This is a genomic window from Flavihumibacter cheonanensis, from assembly GCF_022352215.1.
In the GTDB taxonomy this organism is placed as follows: Bacteria; Bacteroidota; Bacteroidia; order Chitinophagales; family Chitinophagaceae; genus Flavihumibacter; species Flavihumibacter cheonanensis.
On record NZ_JAKRWF010000179.1, the window covers coordinates 1 to 282 of the forward strand.

At 72.3% G+C, this 282-nt stretch carries 1 pseudogene; it reads right to left on the reverse strand.

Annotation, left to right across the window (positions count from 1 at the left end):
• Positions 1–282 (reverse strand): annotated as a pseudogene (locus MD536_RS21605) (heavy metal translocating P-type ATPase); the annotation flags it as partial.

A 282-nucleotide genomic window follows, 5' to 3' on the forward strand; every position in this document is an offset into this window, starting at 1 on the left:
CCGGAGGGCGTTCAGCACCACCAGCAGCGAGCTGGCGGACATGCCGATGGCCGCCATCCACGGCGCGATGAAGCCGGTGGCGGCGAGCGGCAGCGCCGTGATGTTGTAGGCGGCGGCCCAGGCCAGGTTCTGCCGGACGATGCGCAATGCGCGCCGGGCATGGGCGATGCCTTCCGCCAGCGGCTCCAGCGATTCGCCGAGCAGGACCATGTCGGCGCTGGTCTGTGCCAGCGACGTGCCACCGGCCATGGCCACGGATACGTCCGCGCCGGCCAGCACGGG